General features: G+C 28.9%; 13 protein-coding genes. 6 read left to right on the forward strand and 7 right to left on the reverse strand.

What is annotated here, in order from left to right; translation table 11 throughout:
• Positions 1 to 61: 61 nt before the first annotated feature.
• The 5 genes from GCL60_RS03085 to GCL60_RS03105 are packed head-to-tail and all read right to left on the reverse strand — an operon-like array spanning position 62 to position 7,208.
• Positions 62 to 2,089, reverse strand: a complete 2,028-nt coding sequence (locus GCL60_RS03085; protein ID WP_153418397.1) for an acetyl/propionyl/methylcrotonyl-CoA carboxylase subunit alpha — start codon at positions 2,087 to 2,089, stop codon at positions 62 to 64.
• A complete protein-coding gene (locus GCL60_RS03090; RefSeq protein WP_161998055.1) occupies positions 2,086 to 2,907 on the reverse strand; it encodes an enoyl-CoA hydratase-related protein in 822 nt (273 codons plus the stop codon). The genes GCL60_RS03085 and GCL60_RS03090 overlap by 4 nt, the downstream gene beginning before the upstream one ends.
• The gene (locus GCL60_RS03095) at positions 2,904 to 4,808 is read right to left on the reverse strand and encodes an acyclic terpene utilization AtuA family protein (protein WP_153418399.1); all 1,905 of its coding nucleotides are present in this window, start codon (positions 4,806 to 4,808) and stop codon (positions 2,904 to 2,906) included. Before GCL60_RS03095 ends, GCL60_RS03090 begins: the two co-directional genes overlap by 4 nt.
• Before the next feature lie 26 nt (positions 4,809 to 4,834).
• Positions 4,835 to 6,442, reverse strand: a complete 1,608-nt coding sequence (locus GCL60_RS03100) for a carboxyl transferase domain-containing protein (protein ID WP_153418400.1) — start codon at positions 6,440 to 6,442, stop codon at positions 4,835 to 4,837.
• Between the two features lie 55 nt (positions 6,443 to 6,497).
• Positions 6,498 to 7,208 carry a pyridoxine 5'-phosphate synthase gene (locus GCL60_RS03105; RefSeq protein WP_153418401.1) on the reverse strand — a complete coding sequence of 237 codons (711 nt, stop codon included), beginning with the start codon at positions 7,206 to 7,208 and terminating at the stop codon, positions 6,498 to 6,500.
• 466 nt (positions 7,209 to 7,674) lie between these two features.
• Between GCL60_RS03105 and smc the strand changes: the two genes are divergently transcribed.
• The 3 genes from smc to GCL60_RS03120 all read left to right on the forward strand — a co-directional run bounded on the left by smc (position 7,675) and on the right by GCL60_RS03120 (position 13,250).
• The gene (smc, locus tag GCL60_RS03110) at positions 7,675 to 11,298 is read left to right on the forward strand and encodes a chromosome segregation protein SMC (RefSeq protein ID WP_153418402.1); all 3,624 of its coding nucleotides are present in this window, start codon (positions 7,675 to 7,677) and stop codon (positions 11,296 to 11,298) included.
• 205 nt (positions 11,299 to 11,503) lie between these two features.
• Positions 11,504 to 12,550 (forward strand): hypothetical protein, encoded by a 1,047-nt coding sequence (locus GCL60_RS03115; RefSeq protein WP_153418403.1) that lies wholly within the window; start codon positions 11,504 to 11,506, stop codon positions 12,548 to 12,550.
• Positions 12,551 to 12,998: 448 nt separating this feature from the next.
• Positions 12,999 to 13,250, forward strand: coding sequence for a hypothetical protein (locus GCL60_RS03120; protein ID WP_153418404.1), 252 nt, complete (start codon positions 12,999 to 13,001; stop codon positions 13,248 to 13,250).
• Positions 13,251 to 13,665: 415 nt separating this feature from the next.
• Here the strand turns inward: GCL60_RS03120 and GCL60_RS03125 are convergent, their stop codons facing one another.
• Together GCL60_RS03125 and GCL60_RS03130 are read right to left on the reverse strand one after the other, a co-directional pair.
• On the reverse strand, positions 13,666 to 14,067 hold the full coding sequence (locus GCL60_RS03125) for a hypothetical protein (protein WP_153418405.1): 402 nt from the start codon (positions 14,065 to 14,067) through the stop codon (positions 13,666 to 13,668).
• Positions 14,068 to 14,290: 223 nt separating this feature from the next.
• On the reverse strand, positions 14,291 to 15,646 hold the full coding sequence (locus GCL60_RS03130; RefSeq protein ID WP_153418406.1) for a hypothetical protein: 1,356 nt from the start codon (positions 15,644 to 15,646) through the stop codon (positions 14,291 to 14,293).
• Positions 15,647 to 15,847: 201 nt separating this feature from the next.
• On the opposite strand from GCL60_RS03130, the gene GCL60_RS03135 reads away from it, so the two are divergent.
• The 3 genes from GCL60_RS03135 (at position 15,848) to GCL60_RS03145 (ending at position 24,274) form a co-directional block, all read left to right on the forward strand.
• Positions 15,848 to 17,044, forward strand: coding sequence for a hypothetical protein (locus GCL60_RS03135; protein WP_153418407.1), 1,197 nt, complete (start codon positions 15,848 to 15,850; stop codon positions 17,042 to 17,044).
• 7 nt (positions 17,045 to 17,051) lie between these two features.
• Positions 17,052 to 17,567, forward strand: a complete 516-nt coding sequence (locus GCL60_RS03140) for a hypothetical protein (RefSeq protein WP_153418408.1) — start codon at positions 17,052 to 17,054, stop codon at positions 17,565 to 17,567.
• 317 nt (positions 17,568 to 17,884) lie between these two features.
• Positions 17,885 to 24,274, forward strand: coding sequence for a TcdA/TcdB catalytic glycosyltransferase domain-containing protein (locus tag GCL60_RS03145; RefSeq protein ID WP_153418409.1), 6,390 nt, complete (start codon positions 17,885 to 17,887; stop codon positions 24,272 to 24,274).
• Positions 24,275 to 24,485: the final 211 nt, after the last annotated feature.

A 24,485-nucleotide genomic window follows, 5' to 3' on the forward strand; every position in this document is an offset into this window, starting at 1 on the left:
TAGCTGAATTGGTGGTTTTGTACTAGGCATACTTCATAAATTTTACTTAAATTCATAATTGCTACTTTAATAAAGTTACCATAGCCATGATATCTAAGCCCGATAAAATTTGCCCCTGTTCTACAAAAACCTTTGTTACTTTGCCATTTCCTGCTGCTTTCACTTCTAGTTGCATTTTCATTGATTCTACAATGAAGAGAACTTGTCCTTTTAAAACATCCTGTCCCTCATTAATTAGAACCTCAAATACTTTACCTGCCATAGGAGCACGAACTTCGCCACTCTCAGATGAATTTTTATTATGAGTTCCTGCTTCATAAAAGGGGCATTTCAGCTTTAAATATTCTCCGAATAGATGAACATGAATTTCTTGCTGTGATAATCTAGAAGCATAAAATGGTATTCTAATATCATTTTGAAAAGAAGAACAGTTTAAATTATAATTATATTTTTCAGAAAAGAATATATTTTGATCATTTAAATTTTTAAATGTTCTAATGATTGATTCCCCAGATACATAAAATTTATTTTTTTGGGAACTTTTCATAATTTCAAAATCATCAAACTCTTGGTTATCAATATGCGCTGTGACACGGGATAAAAAATTAGTTTGTCTATTAAATATAGAGTTGATTTTAGAATTTTGTGTTTCACCTTTTAATAATAAAGTTAGTTTTTCTCTAAATTTATTAGAATTAAAAATATTTATTAAATTTTGCGAAACTATATTTTTGTTTAAATCATTAATATTTTTAGCTATCCAATTTGTAGATTCTTCACCTAAAAGAAAATCTTGATGCCTAACAATAGATTGTAAAAAAGGGATATTTGTAGTGCATCCTAATATAACAAAATCTTCTAGAGCGGCAGACATTTTTTTTATTGCCAAAGCACGACTGGGAGCCGAAACAATCAGTTTTGCTATCATGGAATCAAAATTGGAATTGACGCGCGCTCCTTCAATAACCCCTGAGTCCACACGAATTCCTTCCCCTATAGGTTCTTTGTAAAAAATAATTTTACCAGGAGTGGGAAGAAAATCATGGCGAGGATCTTCCGCTAAAATACGTGCCTCTAAAGAAACACATTGAGGTTCGAGCAAGTGAAACTCATTCGGACTTGGAAATGAATTGGGCCAATTTCCTTCTGCAAGATCAAATTGAGCATGAACAAGATCGACACCATAAGCATTTTCTGTAACAGGATGTTCGACTTGAAGCCTTGTATTCATCTCTAAAAAATAAAAATGGCCTGCTTCATCTAATAGAAACTCTAGTGTTCCAGCACCTCTATATTTTGTATACTTAACTAACTCTAATGAGGCTCTCCCCATTTTTTCTCTAAGCTGTGGTGTAATTTGCGAAGAAGGTGCTTCTTCAATTACTTTTTGGTGACGCCGCTGCAAAGAACATTCTCTTTCCCCAAAAAAGACACCACCACCTTTACCATCTCCAAAAACTTGAATTTCAATATGCCTTGGCGCAGTAAGATAACGCTCTACAAAAACAGTTCCATCATTAAATGATGCTTTAGCTTCTTCTGATGCTCTTTTAATAGCATTTGGAAGCTCTGTTACATTATCTACAATCCGCATACCGCGGCCACCACCGCCTCCACTTGCTTTTACTAAAAATGGAGAAAATATTTTTCGTTTATTTAATTCTTTGTCCCATTCTGATGTTGGAATTTCTTTTAAATCATGAGAAAGCAACGCGTTTAAGGTAGGAACAGAACATTGATTTGCAACATGCTTTGCAGCTTCTTTACTCCCCATCATTTTCATATTTTCAGGAGTAGGTCCTACAAAAGTGATTCCCGCTCTTTCTATCAATTCTGCAAATTCAGAATTTTCTGAAAGAAATCCATACCCAGGATGAATAAAATGAGCACCCCACTCTTTTGATTTTTGAACAATTTCATTTGAATTTAAAAAACTTGTGACCAATAAAACAAAATCTGCTTCTTTACAAACTAAAGAATCGGAATCTTCTTGAGTAGAAATAACAGCAACAAAGTAACCGCGTTGTTTTGCCGCTTTTAAAATACGCCTTGAAATTTCTCCTCTATTAGCAATAACTAGTTTTTTCATTTTGTTATTCCATTGCACCAGTAAGGGGAATTTTTTTCAAAAAAAGCAAGAATCCCGGCTTTTCCTTCGTTACTTGAACGTGCTTCTGCTATTTGTTTTACAGTAAAATCAAATTGAGATTTATTTGGAAATGGAGAAGCATTTATAATAAGTTCTTTTGTTCTTCTTGCTGCATTTGGTCCAGCTAACAAAAAACTATTTATTAATGTATTTAATTCTGTTTTTAAATTCTCATGATCTGCTATTTTATTCACTAAACCAGAAATGAGACATTCTTTTCCTGTTAATTTTTTTCCATTTAATAAAAAAGAAGAAGCATGAGCTACTCCAATTTTTCTAATGATATATGGGCTAATAACACCAGGAACTATGCCTAATAAAACTTCGCTTGTCGCAAATATAGCGTTTTCTTCTGCAAGGGTAAAATCGGAACAAGCAACTAAACCGAACCCGCCGCCTATGGCTGCTCCTTGAACCAGACTAATTACAGGACAGGGAAAAGAAGCTAATTTATAAAACATTTGTCCTAAATTAGTCGCGTCTTCCTTATTTTGTTCTAGATTTCTTAATGACTGATCTTTCATATAATTAAGATCAGCTCCTGCACAAAAAACCTTCCCTTCCCCTTCTAAAATAAGTAAACGCATTTCATTTACATTTTCAATTTTACTTAGTTCAGATAACATTGTAGAAATTTCTTTAATCATAGATTCATTAAAAGCATTTCTAATATCGGAACGGGTTAAAATAAGTTTTTTTACACCATGATCTAAACTTTCTACACGAATACATTTTCCTGAATAATAAATATTATTCATAGTGCATTCCTTCTTACAAGTTCCCCAGCACATGCTTTATTTTCAGGGATTATAGTTGCAAGTAATGTTTCTGGAATATCAACTTCACAGCGCAATAAAGCTTGACTAAATGTTTTGCCTTGGGCATCAATTTGCAAACTCATTGTACCACCACCACCTAAAGATTCTTCTAATAAAAAGTTAATTGCCCATAAATTTGGAACCAGATATCTATGAACGTTACCTTTGCAAAGACTATGAAACCAGTCATTCACTTTTTCAGAAGTAATATTTTCTCTTAACCAAACGTAACACTCTGGACTTCTTCCAATCAAACCAATATTAACGGTATCCCCTTTATCACCACTGCGTGCGTGGGCAATTTCCATGAGACAAACTCTGATGGGCCTTGAGGTAGACATCGTACTTATTAAACTTGGATTCCATGGATCAATTGGTGGATGATCTATCTCTGCTGTTCCTTTAGTAATAGGCCATTGCAATTGAAGTTTCTCATATGTTGTCTTAAAATTTTCTTCACCTTTTTTTTGTTCATAAACTCGGATATTAGGTAAAGAATATTCTTGAGGCATAAGCGCTGGCCAATAACTAACCACATCGGAAATCATAGGAGCACCGCCTGTAACGGCAACACCAGCAGGACCACTTAAAATCATACTAGGTAACAATTTTCTAAACACATTCAATTTATCTTTGTTGCTATCTCGAACAGTTAATTTAAGAAGAATTTCAATAGCATCATGTTTTTTAAGCATTCCTTTATGAGTACTATCATCACCAACATATTCTGTATTTTTAAATTGAACAGTTGAAGAAAAACCTGCTTTTATTAATTCGCTTTCTAAACGAATCCAAAATACTTTTGCAAACATTTCTGCTTTTGCACGAACATCAGGCCCCGAAATAATTAAAGTACCAGAACATTTACAACCATCTTCATATGCAATGCTTACTTTTAAAAGATCGGTTGGTTTTCTTCCTATTATTCCAGAAACTTTTACTCTTTCTGGTGAACTTGGTGTTATTTGAATTGAAGAAAAATCAGCAATGACATCAGGAGTAATATAACTTTGAGGTGTTCCCATTTCATAAAGTAACTGTTCACGAACGGTTTGGCAGCTAATGTAACCACCTGTATTAGGATGTTTAGTTACGTAAAAAGAACCATCTTCGTAGCATTCAACAATAGGAAATCCAATATCAATAAAACTTGGTACTTTTTGCCAATCTGTAAAATTACCACCCGAAGCTTGTGCACCACATTCAATTATATGTCCTGCAACAATTCCATGGGCTAATTTATCATATTCATCTATTTTCCATTTAAATTCATACATCATGGCTGCAAGAGTAATTCCTGTATCAGTTACTCGCCCACATAAAACAATATCAGGTTCATTTTTTAAAGCTTCTGCTACAGGTAACGCACCAAAATAAGCGTTTGCACATAGTACTTTGTCTGCATAACTTGCAAAATTTTCTCCTGTTTCCATATTTTTAAAATCAACGCCATTATTTCTTAAATTTGGTATTGCATTTAATATGTCATCACCATCAATAACAGCGACTTTTAAATGTAGATTTTTTTTCCTTGCAAGAGTGAATAAAGCTTCGGCACATGAACGAGGATTTACACCTCCCGCATTTGTGATGATCTTTATTTTACGTTTAAGACATTCTTCAATGATAGGATCTAATGCAGAAATAAAATCTCGAGCATAACCTGCTTGAGGATCTTTTGCTCTTTGTTTTTGAAGAATACTCATTGTTACTTCTGCTAAAAAATCTATAGAAATATAATCTAGTTTCATTTCTCCATAAATTTGTCTTCGTAATGCATAAGGATCATCGCCCCAATATCCACCAGCATTTGCAATTCGAATAAACTCTTTTTTTGACATAAACAATTCTCCAGAAATGAAAAAATTTACATTCTAAAAATACCGGTATTGGTTTCTTCTATAGGAGTATTTAAGGTAACAGCTAAACTTGATGCAATAACAGCACGTGTATTACACATTTCAATTACACCATCATCCCAAAGCCGTGCTGATGCATAATAAGGATGGCCTTCTTTTTCGTATTTTTGACGGATAGGCGCAGCAATTTCTTCAACTTGAGAGTTTGTTAATTCTTTATTTTCGCGAGCAAGTTGATCTTTTTTTACGGTGACCATAACTTGAGATGCTTGTTCACCACCCATTACTGAAATTCGACTAGACGGCCATGTCCATAAAAAACGTGGAGAATAGGCTCTGCCACACATTCCATAATTTCCAGCTCCATAGGAGCCGCCTAATAATAAAGTAATTTTTGGTACTTTAGCAGTCGCAACAGCATGAACCATTTTCGCACCATCTTTTGCAATGCCAGAGCGTTCATATTGAGAACCAACCATAAAACCTGTAATATTTTGCAAAAATACCAATGGAATTTTTTCTTTTGTGCATAACTCAATAAAATGAGTTACTTTAAGAGCACTTTCGCTAAATAAAACTCCATTATTTGCAATAATACCACAGGGAATTCCTTCAATATTTGCAAACCCTGTAACAATTGTAGGAGCATATCTTTCTTTAAATTCGAAAAAACGGCTTCCATCAACTAAACGAGCAATGACTTCTTTAATATCAATTTGTCTACGTAAATCTTTAGGCCAAATCCCTAAAATTTCATCAGGATCATACAAGGGACTTTCAAATGATTTTATTTTTAAATCAGCTTGTTTTCTATTGCCTAAATTTTCAATTATATTTTTTAAAATAAAAATAGCGTGAGAATCATTTTCAGCAAAATGATCTGCCACGCCGCTCATTTCCGTATGAACTTTAGCACCGCCTAAAAATTCTGCAGTGACATCTTCTCCAGTGGCTGCTTTTACTAGAGGAGGTCCGCCTAAAAATATTGTTCCTGTTTTATTAACAATGATTGTTTGATCACTCATTGCTGGAACGTATGCACCGCCAGCTGTACAAGAACCCATAACAACAGCAATTTGCGGAATACCTTGAGCACTCATCATAGCTTGATTATAAAAAATACGGCCAAAGTGTTCTTTATCAGGAAAAACTTCTGCTTGCATGGGAAGAAAAGCTCCCCCGCTATCCACTAAATATATGCAGGGTAACTTATTTTCTAATGCAATTTCCTGTGCGCGAAGGTGTTTCTTTACCGTTAAAGGATAATATGTTCCACCTTTCACAGTGGCATCATTTCCTATAATCATAGACATTCTTCCAGAGACTTGTGCAATTCCTGCAACAACTCCTGCACTTGGAACATTATCATCATAGACTTCATGTGCGGCAAGCATGCCAACTTCAAGAAAGGGAGATCCAGGGTCACATATATTTTTAATTCGATCTCTTACAAACATTTTCGATTGGCTTTGATGACGTTCTCTGGCTTTTTCTCCCCCACCCAATCGGATCGATTCTTGTAATTTATTTAATTTTGAACAAATGTCTTTATTGTGAATATAATTTTGTTTATAATCTTCTGATAATAATGAAATCTGGCTTTTAATAAAAGTCATTGTGTTTCCTTATTCATTTCTATAAGAAATTTACTTCTTGAGAATATTTTCGAAGTTAAGATACAATTGCTTTCATTTCTTGTACAGCTCTCTCTAATCCGACAAGCACCGCATATGAAATAATGCTATGGCCTATGTTAAGGTCACACATACCTTCTATTTTAGCGATTCTTTTGGCATTACGATAATGTAACCCATGACCAGAATGCACAATGAGATCAAACTTATGTGCTTGTTTTGTTGCTTTACAAATTCTTTCAAATTCTTCATCAGCTAAATTTCCATCCTGTTCAGCATAACGTCCTGTGTGAAGCTCAACCATTTTTGCACCAATTTTCATTGATAGTTCAATATCCTCTAAATTCGGTTCGACGAATAAACTTACAGGGATTCCATTATCTTGCAAAATTTTTGTGGTGTTTTTCAAAGAATCGAAACCTTGATTTAAATTTAGCCCACCTTCCGTAGTACGTTCTTCTCTTTTTTCTGGAACAAGAGTTACCATATTTGGGCGAATCGTAAGAGCAAAATCTATCATTTCTTTTGTATTGCCAATTTCTAAGTTTAAAGGAATTTGAAGAATTTGCTTTAAAAGTTTTACGTCTCTATCTTGGATATGTCTTCTATCTTCTCTTAAATGAACTGTAATTTGATCAGCACCTGCATTTTGAACCAATATAGCAGCATCAATAGGATCAGGATATTTCGTACCCCGTTGTTGGCGCAACGTCGCTACATGATCAATATTTACTCCTAGTGTAGCCATAAAAGATTCCCCTTCCCATTTAGAAACGTTAAAAAAAAACAGACTATAAATTATTACACTTAAAAAGGATATTCATGCAAATTAGACAGCCCTAAAAACAAGCAAAATGTGTATTATTTATTTATATCAATAATTACAAAATCAACTTAATGTAACAGGCTATTTAAAAACAAATAGGAATATTTAAATTTATAAGATCAATATGATTTTAATTTTAATAAAATAAAACGAAGTTCAAAAAACAAACATTTATTTATTTTTTAAAATAGGATAAGTTACTGAAAGTAAAACAAAGTTTGCGATTCTCATTTTTTTGTTTATTTGATGTTAACCATTGTGATAGGGAAGTTCTCAAGGCATAAATAAGAGGGCCTTTGTTTGGTAAGGAAGTCTTTGCTATAAAACCAGACATTGGGGATTTTTTTATTTTCCTTTTTTATTTTTTATAATTGAACGCAAGGATCACATGAAACTGAAGTCTATCCATATCTCAGGTTTTAAAAGTTTTGCTGATAGAGTAAATATTCATTACCATGATGGGATCACAGGAGTGATAGGGCCAAATGGTTCGGGCAAATCAAATATTATTGATGCCGTTCGTTGGGTAATGGGTGAGCAAACGGCAAAAAGTTTAAGAGCAGATGATCCAACAGACATTATTTTTTCTGGATCACAAGATAGAAAACCACTTAGTTTAGCAGAAGTTACCTTAATATTTTCAAATGATGGTTTGCATTGTCCTGCTGAATATATGCATCTTCCTGAAATATCCATTGGCAGAAGAATCAATCGTGGCGGTGAACGTGAGTATTTCATGAACCGTGAACCTTGCCGCTTAAAAGATATTGTTGATTTTCTTTTATCTATTGGTCTTGGCTCAAAAAGTTATGCCATTATTCAGCAGGATAAAAGAGATCGTATTATTCAAGCCTCACCAGAAGATTTAAGAGAAATTCTTGAAGAAACAGCTGGTATTACTGTCTTTAAGGTGAGAAGAAAAGAAGCCGAAAAAAGACTAACTTCTACAAGTGAGCGTATTAAAAATCTAGCTGAAATAGAACAAGAATTAACCCGTCAAAAGGAATCTTTATCTGAACAAGTTGAAAAAGCATCCTTAAAACTTTCCTATTCACAAGAATTAAAAGAAAAAGAAATAGAATTAATAAAAAATCATGTTGGTTTTTACCGCAGCATTGCTTCAAAAATAAAAAAAGAAGTCGACAGCCGTTCTTCTGAAATTCAGCAATCAAGTTTGGAAGCAAACGAGTGGGAAGCAACTGCAAACGACCTCAAATCAACTCAACTTGAATTAACGCAACAAATTAAAGCTACAGAAAATCAACTTGACGATCAAAAAATTGCTTTGACAAAATATCAAGAACGTCGAGAAAATTATAAAAAAAGACATGAAGAACGAATTTTACAAAAAGATAAAATAAAAAAAGAACTCGCTGAAGAACAGTTCAACTTAAAAGGCGAAGAAGAAAAACAAAATCAGCTCATGCTTGAAGTAGACAAATTAGGAATAAGTTTACAAAAAATTGATTCTGAAAAAGAAGGTTTTCAAGAAAGACTAGAAGAACTAGATGAGTCCTTGCAAGTTGAAAGAATGCGTGGTGATGAGATTCGCTCTGAAATGAAAGCGATAGAATCTAGCAGAAACTCTTTACGTGCTCGTAATGAATCTATGCTCGATACAATCTCTCGATATAATCAACAAATTCAGAAAGTAACAGAAAATTATCTTTCAAATTACGAATCCAGAGGACAAATTGCGGCAGATAGAAAAGCTATTGCAGAAAATTTAAATAAGGTTTCTTTAGGATTAGATGAAGTTGTTTCAAATAGAAATCAAATTGAAATTGAACTTGAAAAAATTAGAAAACATTTTGAGCAATCTAATATTGACAGAGAAAGTATAAAACAATCTCATTTAGAAATATCAAGTAAAGCATCCGTTTTACAAAAATTAGTGGAATCTAATAGTGGACTTTCGGATGGTACCTTAGCTTTAAAAGAAAAGTTATCTAAACAAATAACAGGATTTTTATTTGATGCTGTTTCATTACATAAAGATGATGAAAACATTCTTGAAAATTGTATGCCTCATTTATTTCAATCCGCTATAGTTGAAAATACCGATGATTTTATTGAAATTGTCGATAAAGTAGAAGAGCTCTCCATATCAAAAGTAACATTATTTATTAAAGATTTAATCACTTCATTATCTCCAACAGAAGAGTTAGAAAAAAATAATATTATTTCTTTAAACGGAATTCGCTGCGTTGGAGATCGATTAGAAAATTGTAAATGGCAAACTGCTAAAAAAATATTTGACCGCATTTTTATATGCCAAGATGAATGGATATTATTAAAAGCTAAAAAAATCTGTCAAAATAGTCAGCATTTTATTTTTGTAACAGAAAGAGGAACCATTTCGAATGGCGTCTATGGTTTAAGCTGTGGACAATTACAAGAAGGCGCTTCCCAAGGAATTCTGCAACGTAGAAGAGAATATGCAGAAGTTTTAGAACAAAAAGAAAAAATGCAAGAAAAACTTGCTAACATTGAAGGTCATCATTACTCATTAACTGAAAAAAAGAAAAAAATTGAATCTAAAGTTTCCGAACTTGCGTCTGTTCTTGAAAAAGAAAAGGTAGAGTCTGTTAAGTTATCTAGTCAACTAGACAATTTTGATTTACAGTTGCGTCATATTGATGAAAATTTAGCAAGACTTGATGAAGATAAACAAAGACTTCAAGCAGAAATATTAGAAGCCAAAGAATCCTTTGCTAAAAATCAAGGACAAATTGAAAGATTAGACTCTGAATTTAATTCTTTACAAAGAGATCTGGATGATTTTGAATCTGATTTTTCCGAAAAGAAGGAAACACGAGACGAAATTTTAACTCAGTTGCAGAGTAAAAAATCAGAAAGAGCCGTTATTTTAGAAAGACAAACGAATAATCGTAAATATTATGAAGAAATGATTTTTCAAATTAAAAGAATGCAACAAAAAGTAGAATCGTTTATTTCTCAAATTGATGAACTAGAAACAAAAATTAATAATGGGGAAAATGAATTTGAGAGCTTAAATTTAGAGATCAATAATTTTCAAAAGCAAGTAAAAATATTTGAAGATAAACTCGAATTTTTAGTGCAAGAAGAATCTGAAAATTCGGAAGAACTGAGAGTATATGAAAGCAAATTAAAATCACAAAAAGATTCTGCAGCCTCAAAACAAAAATTTATCAATGATAAATTATTAGAACTAGCTCGTTATGAAACCATTATTGAAACAGCTCTTAAAGATGCTCATGAAAAATATAATATTGCGCCAACCGATATTCCATTTGATGCTCCAAATGATCAAGCTTTAAGAAATCAATTAGAAACAAGAATTAAAGAATTACAAACGGCTATTCAAGAATTAGGCGCGGTAAATGAAAGAGCTTTGGAAGAATTTAAAGATGTTTCTGAACGTTTAGAATTTTTAACTACACAAAAAACAGATATTGAACGTTCTATGCAAGAGCTTTATCTCTCTATCCAAGAGATCGAAGAAAATACGAAAGTTCGTTTCAAAGAAATTTTTGATAAAGTGAACATTGAATTTCAAAAAATATTCCCGGTTCTCTTTCCTAGCGGTTATGGTGAGTTACATATGCTGAATGATCAAGACCTTTTAAATACAGGTGTTGAAATTTTAGTGCGATTGCCAGGTAAAAAAATGCAAAATATGAGTTTATTTAGTGGTGGTGAAAAAGCATTAACTGCTATTTCTCTTATTTTTAGTTTACTTAAAACAACACCAGCACCCTTTTGTTTTCTTGATGAAGTCGATGCTCCTCTAGACGAAGCCAATGTGGGCCGATTTAATGATGTCTTAGATGCATTAAGTAACGAATTCCAATTTGTAGTCATTACACACAACCGTAGAACAATGGAAGTTTTGGATACCATTTATGGTATATCCATGAGTGAGCCCGGTGTTTCCAAGTTGGTTTCTGTTGACTTAAGTGATGTTCCTACTCATTTGAGAAAGAAACAAAAAGCAGCAATACGAACGGGAGCCAGTGTAAGTCTTTAGCATAAATAAACAGCGTTAATTTTGTATTTTTATCATTTATCAAAATAATTTATAAATGACTTTCATTGACATTCACATTTTAATAAATTAGATAAAACCCCTTGTGGCAAGATAAAATTTAGATTTTTTCTTTACACAAAAAGGGTTTACCAAAATAATAAATACCCAAAAAAATAATTAAATAATTAATACAAGGAAGTTATGTATGTCTTTTCATAAAAAATCATGTTTATTAAGCCTTGCTTTTGCGAGTCCATGTGTCAGCTTTGCGCAGTCTCAAAATGAAAAAGATATATCTAAACCAAAATTAGGTGAATTAACATTTTTTCAAGAAGAAAATACTTTTTATAACGATGTTTCTTTATCATTTGCTAAAGAAACTTATAAAGAAGAGTACACAAGTGGAAGTAAATATACTATAAGTTATAATGGAAATTATGAAAAAAACACAATTTCAATGACAGAATTTTTATCATATTCCTTTAAAAAAAATCAAGCTTTTGGCATAGAGCTAAGTTATGGATCTGTAAATTATAAATATAATTATGATAAAACTTCTTATGATTTTGTAAATAATTATCCAACTAGTTTTAGCTCATCTAATTTAACAGCAAATAGCAATGGATTTTATAATCCTATATTTTCTTATAAATTTAGAATTATCGAACAAGTCAAAAAAGAAAAACCTATTAATTTAGATCTTTTAGCTAAATTATCTCCGAATTTAATTCCAGCTAAAAATATTTCTTATGATATAAATGACAGCAAAAATGGCACGGTTGCTTCTGGAAATACTTCAATTATAGCTGGCGCTACCTTAAGTCAAAAAATAGAATCTTTTAATTGGCTCACAAATGCGAATTTAAAATATGTAGGAGAAACTAAAAAAACAGAAACAGATAATGATTCAACGAGTACATCTGATCCATTTATTGCATTTTCACTCGCAGGAAAAGGTCAATATTATTTAAATTCCGTAATTGGACTTGATATTGGTATTTTTCATCAATATATACCTGAAATAACAATTAAAAATGACAAAAGTACCAGTAAATATGTTTCTGAATCAAGAAATGAAACAAAAGTATCACTAGGTTTAAATTTAATTGCAATTGAAAATAAATTAAACTTATATACTGAATTAAATTTTTATGCTGGAAATGATTATAATGAAAATTATTATAATACAAAATATACTATTAAAGAAACTAAAGGAAGAGAATTTATATTTGGTGCTAAGTTTACTTTTTAATTTAGAAATTAATTAATTCATCTAAAAATTTAAAAATGAATTTAAAATAGAAAAAAATATTATCTTAGGTAATTTACTACCAATTATACTTACAAAAAATTAAAAACTTTTAATACAAGACCGCCATTGATATGTTAGATAGTGAATGATGTATTAAGAATAACTTAGTAAGTTGGAATTAAAATTCTACTTATTGCAAGATTTATATATTAAAAAAACATACAGCTAAAATGGGGTCCATAGCATTTCTCTTCAATGTTCTATTCAAGACCCATATTTAAGATCAACAGCATATTGGTTAACTTCTCTTAAAGAAGATATAAGTAAAACTAAAAAATACAGAACGATTTTAGCAGAAAAAGGTAAGTATATTAATAATATTTATGATTTTGGCCAAAATTTTCTAAAAATTATGGAAAACTCCTTAGGTGAAAGTTTTTTTTCTATTATGCAAAATTCATTTGAACTTATGCTTAATAAAACCTCTCCCTATTTAAGTCCACAAAATCAAATTGCAATAAAAAGCCAAAGCCTTAAAGTTACGAAATATATTTATCAAAATTATTCTTATTTTTCACCCTTAATTGGACCAGTGAGTTTAGCTACAATATTTGCAAATGATTTTATTTCAGCTAGTTACCAAAAGATAAAAGATATAACTCTTTCAAGTTTAAATTTTATTTATTACTTTGTAGAATGACTTGGAAAGCCTATTGTTTTTAATAATGTAAATGAAACTGATTCTGATGTATTTTACGATGCTGTTGAAAACATTGAATTTGATTAAGTTGTGTTATTTTTGTAAATACTATTCAAGATTTGAATTAAATATCTTATCACATCCAAAATAAAGAAGTAATGGATTTACATTTTTCCACTTGGAATAGCCTCAATAGAAAAATCATTTGAGAGTAAAGATGGAGTAAAAGATGTATCAAAATAAAATTTGAGATTGTTTCGTATTGTTTTTATAATTTTATTTTGAATCATAAAGAAATAAAGAATCAAATATAATTGTATAAACAGGAATAGATCCTAAATAATCTTTTATAATTTTTTATAGAGGATTTAATTTAATGGTTAAATTACATTAATATATTAGGATTTTAAATATATTAAAAACGACAAGTCATTACATTTCTAAAAAATGTACAAAATTCTACAATACCTTCTTCCAATTGAGTTTCACTTATTGCAAAAACAGACCAAGCAGAAAGCGAACTTTGTGCTGGTTGTGGAAAAGATAATCTCGTTCCAAATTTTTGAAAACATTTATATCGCAATTCATTTACTTTATCTTGACCACCTTCAATTAAAAAGTAATTAATAAAATAATATCCAACCATTTTTTTATTCCATTCTCCTTTTACCTTTTCATTTTGAAGCCATTCCCAATCTCTATCTTTATTCGAACATAATACACCTGTCTCATTCGCATAGGAATAATTATTTATTAAAATTAAGAATAGACTTATTATTAAGATATTTTTTCTTATTAATTTTGAAATTATTACCATTTTATTTTCCTCTTAATTTTTTTATTTAAATATTTTAATGAATATAAGAAATCTAAAATAAATTTGTAAATTATTATATTTTATAAATTATAATTTTCAGCATGATGTTTTAGATATATAAAAAATGTTACTAATATATATTTGCTATATTTTATATTTCTTATGAATGCATAGCACCAAAAATTTAAATAGTCAATAAATAATTTTTGCCAAAATTTAAAAACTAAAACTTATAAAATGCGGTTAAATACCCCATCAAGGCATTATTTTTATTAATATTGCCATTATTATCTTTAAATAATTTTTGATCAGATAAATTGTAAGCTATATTAAACCCTGTTTCGAAAGTATTAACAGCGTAACCCAAATATCCAGCAACTTGATTTATTTTATAATTCGGATTTTCATCGCCTTTTAAAGTAACTTTATTTCCAAACTGAACATCAACTAAAGAATAAGAAATAGCATATGTTAATCTATCACTCTTTTGTATCAAATTTGTTAAATAGCGTAAGGTATCACCCGAGGCACTTACACCATATAATTGAAAATTTTGAGAGTCATCATATATTAATGCACCATCATCATAGTTAAATTGACCACCTCCCGTTCCATTCGCTTTTTTATTTTTTCCTATTTGTTCATTTTCATACCAAATAGCAATTCCATTATCAGATAATAGACCTTTGTCTCCAAAAATATCTGAATCATTGTACCAAATTGAGGCTTCAGTATGCTTAATATCATTTGCTGTTGTTAAGTTACCATTTGCATCTTGTGCACTAGGAGCATTATCTTGAAATCCGTGCATCGCTATAATATTCAATTTTTTTGTTTTATTTATTTTATAAGTGGCATCCATTTTAGCAAAATATCCACTTGATTTACTAAAAGAATCTTTTCCCCAATTCGAATTTAAAGAAGCTCCTTTTGAACCTAACCAATTTGCATTTCCTGATGATACCGATTGTTGTCTTATTCCTCTTATATTATTAAAGTTTGCTAAAGAAAGATTTATTTGAGAACCTTCTTTAAATTGAATGGATTCCTCAATCAGAAAACCATCCTGTCTACCAAATTTATTAGGTATGTAAGATATATCAGGAGCTGTGCTCATAGCACCACCAACACGAATTCCACCCAAAATAAATTTTGTAATAAATTGAATTTGATTATATTCTTGGCGAATTAATTCAAGACTTAAATCGGCTCTGCGGATTGCAGTTAAACCAGATTTACCATCTACATTATTTCCGTTAAATTGAACCTCTAAACGCCCCTCTGCAATTCCTCCTTGAACTTTCATTCCAAATCTCAAACGATTTGCTTCATAATCGGGAGTATTGCTTCTTGTTGAATCCAATAAATTGGCATTGAATTGAATTAATCCATAAGCACTAACAATATTTTTTGTTACGTCAACTTTTGGATTCTTTAATGTTTCTTCTGAAATTAAATCATCTGGTTTATCTAAATGTTTTTCTCTTTTTTTATCTTGTGAATAGACTGAAGGATACATTGACAAAATAATTAGTGAAAATAATAAATTAAATTTTTTTCTATCTGTTCTTATTAACATAAATATGAGCCTCAATTTATAAATATTCTGTGATTTTATGTAGATACATAAAACATTATTGATAATGATAATTATTATCAATAATGTTTGTTTATCAAAAATATTTTTATATGCAAGCACATTTATTTTAAATTTTTCTAAAATATGTTAGTAACGAAAAGTATAGCAACTCATTTTTTCATTTTACTTTGGTATAATATTATGCAAAAGTATTCAAATAGAAGACAACATATTAATATATTGATTTTAATTTTTTTATGCTTAACCCATTTTAAAATAATGGCTTCACAGCCATATGGAGATAGTCTATCACTTGAAAATTTTTTCTTAGAAAAAAAATATTTTCCTCAGGTTTTTGGAACAAAATATGAAAGGCCAAAAATTCCTTTATATGATGTCTATAACGACAGCAATGAAAATAATTTATACAAAACTTTTCCCATAGAATTAAAGTGTATTTATAAATCAAATTGTTTTGTAAATTTACAAACTGGCGAAAGCCAAGGTGATTTTAAGATTAGAGGCTTTGTAAAAAGAAATTACGGTCAAAGAAGAGTATTTAATATATTAATAAAAATGTTTAAAAATAATAAAAAATTAAAGCTAAATAATACGACTATTATATTTCATCATCCTAATGGCATGCAAATAATAAATAATTATCAAGGAGTTATAGCCTCTCCCTTATTGGCAATAGATTTTAATAAACCAATTTTGTATTTGAATTTCCCTATTGAAAAAAATTTATATTACCAAGTATGTAATATTGATTATGGATATTGCAATGAAAAAAAACAATTATTTGATTATTTCTTATCCAATAATTTTATCCATTATTTAAAATTTTGGAAACTAAATGATTATAAACAACTTGGAGCAAATGCAAGTATATCTTATACAAAAACATTTCAAAAAAATAAAACAATTGTAGATGCTCAAACTTATGAATATACAGTTGCAGGTAAATTGGGATATAAAAAAAATATTAAAATTGGTGATAATATGAGTGATTATAGCGCTGAAGTGAATTTGCAATTTAAATATGGTTTCACGCGAGCCATTTCGCAACTTACATCCGAATCAAGTACATATACAGTTAATTTTATGAGTAGAAATAATAAACCAATGGCAGGTGCTGAATATATTTTATACAAAGGTATCTATCTAGAATACCCTTTCGTAGATAATTTTATAGACGACTTAAACCAATTCATTCATTTTAAAGATGAATTTAAATTTACTAAAATTCATAGTTTTGAAGATATGAATCCCAATTCAGAATATAAATTTAAGTGGATTACATCGGGGAGTGCTGATCTAGAAATTGATAATTTAAATGAAAATAAAGATAGATTTAAAGTAACAAATTGGACCCCTACTGTTTCTTTAGAAAGGTAATTCATATATGAAATTATATTTAATTCTTAAAATAATAATAATTTTAAACTCATGTCTTATTATGATGAGTGTAAATGCTGCTTTTGAAGTGATTTATTATGCAAGAGATTGCACACAAGTAAAATATCATGGGTTTAATACTAGATATAATAAAATTTATAAAGGATATGTAACCTCACCTATTTTTGATGGAAGATCAAATACATTTGAATTTAAAAGTATGGATATGAATTTCAAAATATTTTTAGAAGATACAGGAAACTGGGCATTAAATGCGTATTTAGGTTCTCCTGATTTAAATCAAGATGAATGGCCTTACATAAAATTAAACAAAACTCAAATTCAGGTTCATGGAATGTATCCAAAAATATTAATGTATTCTAATCATGATGGTATTTATATTTTGGATCAAGATAATAACACATTTGAATTGATGAACTGGGGCCATAATGCATTAACTGGAAAAAAAATATCCTATCAAGATACAAATATTGATTCTTATGATTATGCAAATTACGAATAAATTGTTGAATATGAATGGAAAATTTCAATCCGTTTCAAAAAGCGTGTTAATTTAAAAAATTTATCTCAAAATCCTAAGAAGATTTTTCTAAGCTATTTTCAATTGCTACAAAAGTTAGCTTTTTTTAAACACTCCATAAAACATAATGTTACTTTAAATTGCTATAATTTTTATATTATTTATTTTTTTTTATAATTTTTATAAAAATAGATTGACAATTTATAATAAAAAAATAATACAACAAAAAAATAAGGCTTTCACTCGCCTTTAAAATAAATTCAATCAAAAAATTAAATTTCATAAACAGGAGAATTCACTTGCAATTTAAGAAAAAACTCATTCATAACCTCACTTTTTCATCAGCAATTCTGCTTGCCATTGTCGGTTGTGGAAAGTCAAATCAACCAGAAATATCAAAAAATAATGAAGAAAAAAATTTAGACCAAAATTATGCATTATATGAAAAAAATCAGAACCTAAGCGTAGATATATTTTCAAAATACTTTATGACAAGTTTTCAAAAATTATTAGAAGAAAAAAATTTAAGTGAAATAGATAAAATAAAAGAAGTAATTCAAAAATTCTCTAATCCAAATGATACGGCAACAGATGAAAATAAATACAATTTAGCACTCGAGCTAGCAAAAGTATTACCTGAACCTAATTTTATTGAAGAAAATCAAGAATACACAAAAAAATATAATAATATTTTAGATAATATCCAAAAATATTATGAGAAAACCGCAGTCTCAGTTCCAAAGATATTGCACTTTGTTTGGCTTGGTGGACCAATGGGCGAGCCACAAAGAGACTATATTCGTATTTGGGCAAAATTAAACCCTGACTATCGTATTCATATTTGGTATGACTCCGATCACTTAACTGTTCATGAGAGTAATAAAAAAATTAAAGAATATTTAAATTATTCCTTAGCTGAGCATAAAAATGCAGATAATTATCAATCTATATTTGCAAATAAATTTGTAAGCTTACAAAATGATTTATTTGAAAAATTAAATAAAGTAAAAGATAGTAGAATAAATAATGCATTAGATATTGAACGTTTAAAATATCTAGAACAAACCTTATATCAAAAAAATACAATTAATACAGATGAAGTTACAAAAAAGGTAAATTTATTTTATCAAGAAAATGAAAAATTTAGCAAAGAATTTAGTAACATTAAGTTTCAGGATTTTAAAGAAATAAAAAAAACATGGGCTCTTAAAGATATTTATGACCAAGAAATGTTGTTAAGGGGAAATTTTGCTGCAGCGGGTGATAGTGTTCGTGTTGAGCTCTTAAGAAAATTTGGTGGTGTCTATGCAGATATAGACGTTTTACCCGCTATTAAACCACTAAATCACTTTGTTGATTACTATGATAAATTGTTAGGTGGGAAGTCTTACGCAAATCGTTTTAGAAGTCTATCTGTAGCTTTTTGTGAACAAATATTTAACCAATTTAAATTTTTATCACCTTCTAGAAAAGTGGATCATAAATTTAAAAATAGTATCCTCAAGTCATTTGATTATGATGGAAATTTAAATACATTATCACGTTCTGAGCATAAATCAACCTTTCGAAGAGAGCTAAATAAATTAAAAGAGCTTAAAAATATTGAAGATATTTTTACGAAATTAGGTGATGTAAATATTAGACAAGGTGAATTAAAAGCTGCTGAAGATTCTAATAGTGTTATTGCTTCCCATCCAAAAATAGAAAATTCAGACTGGATTGAAAAAGTAAAAGATAAAATCATTCAAAACTATGGAAAACTAAATGCATTTGAAATAAATAATCCTAAATTTTATTATACATTTGATAAAAACTATAATTTAGTTACTGACAAAAAAAATTATAAAGCACCGACAAAGTTTTCAGAAGCTGATATTGATTATTATATCCAAGGTTACAGAAAAGATACCTTACTTCCTGATTACCGAATTACAGTAAAAACTTCAGGCCCTGGAGTTATGAAACAAGTCTATGAAGATCTCTATCCTGAGTTTGTAAGTCCTAGAGGTATATTTTCAAAAAATAAAATTGTTGATACGACAACACAATTTTTGGTAAAAAATAATAAGTTTACCAATGCTACAGAAGAAGATGTTAATTCTTCTTGGGCAACAAGATCAAAATCACGTGACAATGATATGTTTGGTCAACGTAGAGTAATCCTTCCCTTAGGCCAGGAAGAAAATATTAAGAATGCTGCAGAACTTATTCATAAGAAAAAAGAAGCAGAGAATAAAAAAACATCTTTAATTAATATAAATGACTTAACTGTACAAAATAAAGATGATAAAGAATTTGAAAAAGTAAATTTATATTTGGTTGGGCATGCAGAAAAAGAAGGTGAAACGATCAAAATTGGTAATTTAACAGCAGAAGAAGTTGCTACAAAATTACTAGATTTTACTGAAACAAATAAAAATCAATTAATAGATTATATTGATATCATAAGTTGTAACCCAAGTAGCGATTCCAGTGATACTACAAATATCGTCCAATTTACACAAGAGTTAATGAAACAACTCGATCAAGTTGGCATATCAATTGATATTATTTCAGTGAGAAAAAGCATTATAAAAATAGATGATAAAGGAAATGAATTATCAAAAAGTAGATTAGGTTTATATGAATATGCCAATGATGCAGATAAAATTTTTATAATACGCAAGAGCAATAATGAATTTTTAACAATTAATACCTCGAATATAGTCGATCTAATTCAACCAGATAATCTCAAAAAGCTAAATCGCTTTAATGGAACATTTAAAAACATATTAAGCAAAAAAACCCAAGAACTTGGTGAGTTTAATGACATTTTATTTAAAATAAAAGATCAGTATTATAAACTTCATCCGTCAAGAAGAAACTCCGAAAATTCGGTTCAATTAAAAATAAATAATTCAAACTCGTCCATTAATTCTAATTCATACCAATCAGAAAGCGATTTAAATAAACTGAGTTCTTCGAGCTCTCTGGATTCAAATAAATCAAATGAAAAAATAGAATCATTATCTAATTATAAGAGAGTAGCAAAATATTCGTTTAATGGAATTGAAAAGTTTACAAGTGTAACCAATAAATACAATATTTTTATGAATCTCTTAAATACTCCTAAAACTCTTCAAAATATCAAATATGCTTTTGAAAATGATATGATTTTAGATGGAGTTCGAGAAAGCGCAAATTTTGGTTTGAATAATGCTGATTTAGTCTTAGATTTAGTTAAGTTTTCAAAAGGAAATTCATTTTGGCAAAAACACGCAACAGCGTTTAGTAATATGAATAAAGCTCAAATTGGAATCAATTTTGCTTCTGCTGGTTTGGACATTTGGCAAGCTGCTGATTTATTCAAGTCTGCTGAAAATGCAAAAGATCAGGAACAGAAACTCGATTATCTTGTAAATGCAAGCTTTACAACAGCTCGAGCAGCAACTTCAATTGGGACAGCGATTCTTCTTCCCTTATCTGCTAAATCAGGCCCAATAGGTGCTGCTATTGGTTATACAATTATGTTTTCGCAAGGAACATATAATGCTGTAAGAACTTCACAAGAATTACGAAAATTAGGATTTAAAGAAGAAGACATTGCCTTAAAATCAATTTTAAATTTTTTTGGTCAATATGAAAAATTTGATGATCCAGCCTATATAACAAGAATTGAATCTAATAAATTAAATGATGAAATAATACCTAATATATTAAATGAAAAAAATAACGAATTTTTTAATAATATTGGAAAACCTGCAGAAAAAACAAAATTTTATTTTAATAAAATTGTTTATCCTAAAATAGATCTTTATATCCCTTATACTTTTGAAAAATTAGAACAAGGTTGTGCTTATGGAGTTTGTGTAACTCATAAAACACCTGGCAAAAAAATTGATAAAGAAAGTCACTCTTGTCTGACCAATAATTCCCATTTTGAAAGAAATAATGATCTCAATCAAAGTATGTTGAAGACACACTTAGCTGCTTTATCAGAAAACCAATCTTTATTAGCAAAAAAACAAACAGGTGTTCCTTCTGCACCTAAAGGACAATCCTATTCTCAAGCTCGTATTGAGTATCATAATAATACTGTTCCTTGTCCAAATGTATCAAATAACGTAACAATGATTGAAAAAAAACATAATCTTACGACTGAGCAACAAGATAAACTTTCTAAAATACCAGATACAAAAAAAGCAAATTTATATTTACTCGGATTTGGTGACCAAGGTAAACATGGAAATATGATACATACGGTTTCTGGCGAAACAGATAAAGTAAATTTATTTAACATTCATTCCGCAACATATATGGTTCATTTATTAGGAGGAGATAAAGAAGATATATTTGAATTTTATGACACTTTGCAAACAATAAAAGAAGATAAAGGCTATGTTGATGGTGGGTTGGGAATAGACACAATCAGTTTTGAAGGAATAAAAGATAAAAATCTAACCATTTCTTTAGATATCAATCAAAAGTCAAAAGATCTCCCTTTATTTAAAAATATTGAAAATGTATTTGGAAGTAACAATAATGATCATATCATTGGTAATGCTTTAAATAATTTTATCTCCGGAAATGGAGGAGATGACAAAATAGAAGGTGGTAATGGAGAAGATACCATTCTTCCTGGCATTGGTTTTGATCATTTGATTGGTGGTGAAGACTCTGACAATTACATTATATTTAAAAAAGATATAAGTAATAATAATTTAGATAAAGACAAAAAAATTTCCGAATTTATTTCATCCGATTTATCAAATATGGATCAAAAAATTGCGGAATTAAAAAACAAATTAAATGATGTTAAAAATAAAGTAGACAATTTATATGTTTCTGTCCAAGGATGTGCATCAAGTTACCACTACTATATGAATATTTTAGAAGAACAATTAAAAACGACAAAAGAAGATACAAACGATATAAAGAAAATGGCAATAGAATTATTAAATAAAGGAAAAATTATTTCTGAAAATATTAATCAACTTAAGACTGTATTTCAGTATAGTAATAAAACTGTAAATGTTAATGAAGAAGTAAACCAATTAAAACTTATTCGTAATTATCTTGACCAATTTCAAGATATTATTAAAAATGATGTTCCAGAGATTGAAAAATTATGTAAAAGCATAGAAGAATTCCGAAAGTCAAATTTAATTTCTGAAGAAATTATTCAAAACTATCGAAATTATAATGAGTATCATTTAGTGATGAGCTCTCAGTATGCTAAAGACGAATTTATTAAATCACAAGTCAAATATTATAATAATGAAAAAAATTCAAAGTTTAATAAAATAAATAATGTTAAAGTTTCTTTAGAAAATTTAACAAATGGCCTTTCAGATTCTGAAAAATATTTAAATTTAATAAATCAAAAGTTAAATAATGTATATTATGGATATAAAATAATAAACAATTTTGATGATTCTGCAAATAGAAAAACAGATATTATTACTACAGATATTAAAGATCTTGTTTCAAGTAAAATTGGAAATGACTTACAATTAGGATTTTATCATGAAAATGAATATGTATCTGTTGCTATTTTGAAAAACTATTTTTTAAATGAAAATTATCAACATATCATGATTATGGATTTACAAGGTAACCGATATTCTGGAATGAATGGAGAACTTTATGATTCTAAATATTCAGAATATAAAATTGATACCATAAATTTTAAAATTAATAAAAATATTAATTTAGACCAATCTCCAGAACAAGATACTTTATTAAGTTCCTATAATAATGTAATAGGAAGTAGAGAAAATGAAATCATTCATGGCAATGCGAGCAATAATTTTATTTTTGGAAATGGAGGATTTGACAAAATAAATGGTTTTCATGGTAATGATTCCTTATCAATAGAAATGAGTTCAAATATTCCAAAAGATTACTCTGACACTCATCTAGCAGAATCTTTAAGAAATTTATTTGGATATTACCAAAATACTGAATTAATTGGTGGAACAGGACATGATAATTATATATTAAACTTTGAAAAGCATGAAAGTTTTGAAGACGAATTTCATGTTTCCATTGATAACTATGATGTAAATAAAAAATTAGACAATCTTATTATTAATGATTTAAATAAAGAAATAAATAAAGTTAAATTCCATAAAATAACAAATGATGAGCAATATTCAAATAGTTTACTTATTGAACTTAAAGATGATAGAAATAAATATTACAAAATATTTATTAAAAAATATTTTGAATCTGAAGATTATAGACATATTCAAATTCAAATAGGAGATTTTCTAACAATTAGTGCAAAAGATATGGAAGCTATCTATAACTCCATTGTTCAAAGCAATAAAGATTATCATTTATTTATTACAGACACCCAAAAAATGGATATTCATGATAGTATACATGAAAATAATTATTATTTTATAGATACAAATACATTAAATTATTCTGTTGAAGCTGTTAACTTTTTATCTGAAAATTTGAAAAAAGAAAAAAGAATCATTAAAATGTCTAAATTTGAAAATGATGTTCTTATTCAGTTAAAAGATCCTGAAAATACTTCTCTGTATTCTATTCTCTATTATAAAGATTATTTAATAAATAAAGATCATTTTATTAATATGAATTTTGAACTGAACTCTCGTATTTTAATGAAAAATGAGGATATAAAAATAAATTTAGATGAATTGAAAAATGGCGAAATTATAGAATTAGAAATCAATTGATTTGTCGCTTTATCAGGTAACATTCTAAATATTTTATAATAAAGCAACAAATCCTCTTTCAGAACCTCATTTTAAAATCAAAATTTTTCATAATTTCTATTTTTATGCATTTTTAACTTGCTAAGTTTTAAATTTACTAGTAATGAATATTTATTCAACCAAAATGGATAAATATTCATTTTGGTTCTTTTATAAAATCATCTCTTTTTGG

Origin of the sequence: Silvanigrella paludirubra, from assembly GCF_009208775.1 — a bacterium.
Lineage (GTDB): Bacteria > Bdellovibrionota_B > Oligoflexia > Silvanigrellales > Silvanigrellaceae > Silvanigrella > Silvanigrella paludirubra.

What these genes read in the sequence shown, in the direction of transcription:
- GCL60_RS03135 (WP_153418407.1), top strand. Translation starts at nt 15,848, where the DNA reads ATGCAAAAGTATTCAAATAGAAGACAACATATTAATATATTGATTTTA.
- GCL60_RS03100 (WP_153418400.1), bottom strand. Translation starts at nt 6,442, where the DNA reads ATGACTTTTATTAAAAGCCAGATTTCATTATTATCAGAAGATTATAAA.
- GCL60_RS03140 (WP_153418408.1), top strand. Translation starts at nt 17,052, where the DNA reads ATGAAATTATATTTAATTCTTAAAATAATAATAATTTTAAACTCATGT.
- smc (WP_153418402.1), top strand. Translation starts at nt 7,675, where the DNA reads ATGAAACTGAAGTCTATCCATATCTCAGGTTTTAAAAGTTTTGCTGAT.
- GCL60_RS03130 (WP_153418406.1), bottom strand. Translation starts at nt 15,646, where the DNA reads ATGTTAATAAGAACAGATAGAAAAAAATTTAATTTATTATTTTCACTA.
- GCL60_RS03120 (WP_153418404.1), top strand. Translation starts at nt 12,999, where the DNA reads ATGCAAAATTCATTTGAACTTATGCTTAATAAAACCTCTCCCTATTTA.
- GCL60_RS03115 (WP_153418403.1), top strand. Translation starts at nt 11,504, where the DNA reads ATGTCTTTTCATAAAAAATCATGTTTATTAAGCCTTGCTTTTGCGAGT.
- GCL60_RS03095 (WP_153418399.1), bottom strand. Translation starts at nt 4,808, where the DNA reads ATGTCAAAAAAAGAGTTTATTCGAATTGCAAATGCTGGTGGATATTGG.
- GCL60_RS03105 (WP_153418401.1), bottom strand. Translation starts at nt 7,208, where the DNA reads ATGGCTACACTAGGAGTAAATATTGATCATGTAGCGACGTTGCGCCAA.
- GCL60_RS03090 (WP_161998055.1), bottom strand. Translation starts at nt 2,907, where the DNA reads ATGAATAATATTTATTATTCAGGAAAATGTATTCGTGTAGAAAGTTTA.
- GCL60_RS03125 (WP_153418405.1), bottom strand. Translation starts at nt 14,067, where the DNA reads ATGGTAATAATTTCAAAATTAATAAGAAAAAATATCTTAATAATAAGT.
- GCL60_RS03085 (WP_153418397.1), bottom strand. Translation starts at nt 2,089, where the DNA reads ATGAAAAAACTAGTTATTGCTAATAGAGGAGAAATTTCAAGGCGTATT.